This is a genomic window from Skermanella sp., assembly GCF_059503625.1.
Window position 1 is genome coordinate 1 of sequence record NZ_JCACHA010000173.1, and the last position, 3,557, is coordinate 3,557.

The following is a 3,557-nucleotide window of genomic DNA, read 5'->3' on the forward strand; positions in this document are numbered from 1 at the left end:
GACCGGTCCCCATCGTCGCGATCACCGGCGCTCCGAATGCCTATGACGACCAGCGATGCCTCGCCGCCGGCGTGACCGAACTGCTGGTCAAGCCATTCCGCAAGAACAACCTGCTGGACCGTCTGGAACGGCTTGTCCATGCCGAAGGCGGGCGGTGAGGAAAATCCGCTCGCCCGGCGAACCCGTTCAGTCGAACAAAGCGTCGATCTCGGCCTGACTGATCGCCTTGCCCTGCAACTGCGGCCCGTTCAGCAGCTTCGCCTCCTCCGCCACCGGCACTTCGAAGGTATGCGGCAGATGGGCGAAGGCTTCCGTCCCCCAGGTCTGGATCATGGCGACCACCCGTTCCTCGATGAAGTCGAGCGTGCGCACGACCTTGCCGATCCGCTGGCCGGTGATGTCCTGGAAATTGCAGGCCTCGAAGATGCTGACGACGGCGTCCATCATCAGGTCGAGGTCCCGCTTGTCCGCCACGTCGGACAGCCGGGCCTTCATCGCGACCGCCGTCTTCTCGATCAGCTCGGCGGCGCTCAGCACGCCGTTGGTAGCTGTTTCAGTGGCGCTGACGATGGCTGCCAGTTCTTCCCCCGCCACAACAAGCCGGTCCTGCTCGGCCTTGGGATGCCGAAGCGCCGCGATCTCGATCTGGGTGTCCTGGATGCGCCGTTGGAGATCGGCCACGTCGGGTCCGACTGCCGCCGGGGCGGCAGGCGCCGGCTGGAGCGCCGCCAGCTCGTCCAGCCGCCGCTCGATCCTGTCGATGGCCGCCATGAACTCGGCAGGTGAGGCGCCGGCGATCGCCGGCGATGGCAAGGCTGCCGGCGCGGACTGTGGCGCCTCCGGTTCGGCATGGGCGGCATGCCGCAGCGGCAGGCCCAGGCGTTGCAGTTCAGCGGTGAATGGCTTTGCCGACATTGCGGAACTTTACCTGCGAATCTAGTGCGCTTGGATGCCCGAGTATGGCTGTATCCAATTTATTGAAAGTTAACATGCTGCACTGCACTCCCCGCCCGTAACCTCGGCTTTAGGGCAGATCCGCTATAAGCAATTCGGCCTCCCCTAAAGCCTCGACGGCGATGGCGCTCTCGCCGGACACCGCCGCTCCGTCGCGCTCGCCGACTTGCGTTCCGTTGACCCGGACCGTGCCGCGCGCGACCACCAGATAGGCCTGCCGACCCTGCCCTATCGCGTGGGTGACCGTCGTCCCCGCCGGCAGCGTCGCTCCCAGCAGCGCCGCGTCCTGGTTGATCGCGAGGGCGCCCTTGTCACCGTCGCCCTCGCGTCCCGACGCCAGCACGACCAGCCGGCCGGCGGCCTCGCCCTTGGGGAACGCCTTGGTTTCCCAGCGCGGCTTGTGCCCCTCGGCGTCGGGCATGATCCAGATCTGGAAGATCCGGGCCGGCTCCGCCTCCCGGTTGAACTCCGCGTGCAGGATGCCCTTGCCGGCGCTCATCACCTGCACGTCGCCGGCCTGGGTCCGGCCGACATTGCCAAGATGGTCCTCGTGGGTGATCGCCCCCTCGCGGACATAGGTGATGATCTCCATGTCACGGTGGCCGTGGCGCGGAAAGCCGGTGCCCGGCTGGATCGTGTCGTCGTTCCACACCAGCAGCGGACCGAGGCCGTTGCGCTCGCGGTGCCGGTAATTGGCGAAGCTGAAATGGTAGCGGGCGGCCAGCCACTCATTATCGAACCGCCCCAGCGAAGCGAAGGGAATAACCTCGATCATCGTCGTCAGTCCTGAGTATCGAACCGGTCCCTGTCATGGGGAGCGCCGTAGTCGAGCGCCGGTCCCTCAGGCACGATGCCGGTCGGGTTGATGGTCTTGTGGCTACCGTAGTAATGCCGCTTGATGTGGTCGAAGCTGACCGTCTCCGCGACGCCGCCGGTCTGGTAAAGATCCCGCAGGTAGTTCGACAGGTTCGGGTAGTCTTGGATGCGCTGGCGATTGCATTTGAAGTGCCCGACATAGACCGGGTCGAACCGCACCAGCGTCGTGAACAGGCGCCAGTCGGCTTCCGTCTGCCGGTTCCCGGCCAGCCAGCGCTGCCGCCCCAGCCGCTCCTCCAGCTTGTCCAGCGCCTCGAACAGCCGGTCGAAGGCTTCTTCGTAGACCGCTTGACCCGTGGCGAAGCCCGCCTTGTAGACGCCGTTGTTGACCCGGTCGTAGACATAGGCGTTGATCTCGTCGATCTCGGCCCGCAACTCCTCGGGGTAGAAGTCCTGCGAGGCGTCGCCGAACGCATCGAACTCCGAGTTCAGCATCCGGATGATCTCGGCCGATTCGTTGCTGACGATGGTCCGCTTCTGCTTGTCCCACAGCACCGGCACCGTGACCCGGCCCGAGATGTCGGGCTTCACCTCGGTATAGACCTGGTACAGGAAGCTCTTGCCGTTGACCGGATCGGCGCCCGGCGCCAGCTCCCAGCCGTTCTCCAGCATCAGCGGCTCGACCACCGAGACGGTGATCGCGTCTTCCAGCTTCTTCAGCTTGCGGAAGATCAGGGTGCGGTGCGCCCACGGGCAGGCCAGCGACACATAAAGGTGATAGCGCCCCGGTTCCGCCTTGAACCCCGACGAGCCGTCGGCGGTGATCCAGTTCCGGAACGCGCTCTCCTGCCGCTTGAACGCGCCGCCGGTCGATTTCGTGTCGTACCACTGGTCCTGCCAGCGTCCGTCGATCAGTAAACCCATGGTCGTCGTCCTTTCCTGCCGCGTGGAGCCCAAATGTCACCCCTGCAACATCAGCCGTGCAGTTTCGTGGCGATCTCCGCAACGTGGCGGCCCTGGAAGCGGGCGCCGTCGAGTTCGGTGGCGCTGGGCTGGCGGGAGCCGTCGCCGGCGGCCAAAGTCGTAGCACCGTAAGGCGAGCCGCCCGTGATCTCGTCCATCCGCATCTGGCCGGCGAAGCTATAGGGAAGCCCGACGATCACCATGCCCTGGTGCAGCAGCGTAGTATGGAACGACAGGATGGTGCTTTCCTGGCCACCATGCTGGCTGGCGCTGGACGCGAACACGCTGCCGACCTTGCCGATCAGCTTGCCCTGAGCCCACAGCCCGCCGGTCTGGTCGAGGAAGTTGCGCATCTGCGCCGCCATGTTGCCGAAGCGGGTCGGCGTGCCGAAGATGATGGCGTCGTAGTCGGCCAGCTCGGCCGGATTGGCGATCGGAGCGGCCTGATCCAGCTTGACGCCGGCCTTGGCGGCGACATCCGGCGGCATCAGCTCGGGCACCCGCTTGATCGTGACTTCGGTACCGGGAACCGACCGCGCGCCCTCAGCGACGGCGCCGGCCATCGTCTCGATGTGACCGTAGGTGCTGTAATAGAGTACCAGGACCTTTGCCATGTCTCGTCTCCCAAATTTGAATTCCGTCGGCGGCGATCCACCGCACTAACCCGACTGAAGATAGGGCGTTGCATCGGAACCGATAATAGCCCAATCTCGAACTTGATTGTTTTGTCCAACGCAACAATCAGGCGCAACAATCAGGATGTGTTAGCCATGGACCGGCTCGACGACATGCTGGCCTTCCTGCGCGTGGTCGACACCCGCAGC

4 protein-coding genes are annotated in these 3,557 nt (G+C 65.1%); all 4 read right to left on the reverse strand.

The window, feature by feature from the left end:
- Positions 1–186: 186 nt before the first annotated feature.
- The 4 genes from AC5JJ6_RS04580 to wrbA all read right to left on the reverse strand — a co-directional run bounded on the left by AC5JJ6_RS04580 (position 187) and on the right by wrbA (position 3,347).
- A complete protein-coding gene (locus AC5JJ6_RS04580) occupies positions 187–915 on the reverse strand; it encodes a protein phosphatase CheZ (RefSeq protein ID WP_496040913.1) in 729 nt (242 codons plus the stop codon).
- A gap of 109 nt (positions 916–1,024) precedes the next feature.
- A complete protein-coding gene (locus AC5JJ6_RS04585; RefSeq protein ID WP_496040914.1) occupies positions 1,025–1,729 on the reverse strand; it encodes a pirin family protein in 705 nt (234 codons plus the stop codon).
- A 5-nt stretch (positions 1,730–1,734) separates the two neighbouring features.
- Positions 1,735–2,694 (reverse strand): glutathione S-transferase family protein, encoded by a 960-nt coding sequence (locus AC5JJ6_RS04590; RefSeq protein WP_496040915.1) that lies wholly within the window; start codon positions 2,692–2,694, stop codon positions 1,735–1,737.
- Positions 2,695–2,744: 50 nt separating this feature from the next.
- Complete coding sequence (wrbA, locus tag AC5JJ6_RS04595; protein ID WP_496040916.1) at positions 2,745–3,347, reverse strand: NAD(P)H:quinone oxidoreductase; 603 nt, start codon at positions 3,345–3,347, stop codon at positions 2,745–2,747.
- Between the last annotated feature and the right edge of the window lie 210 nt (positions 3,348–3,557).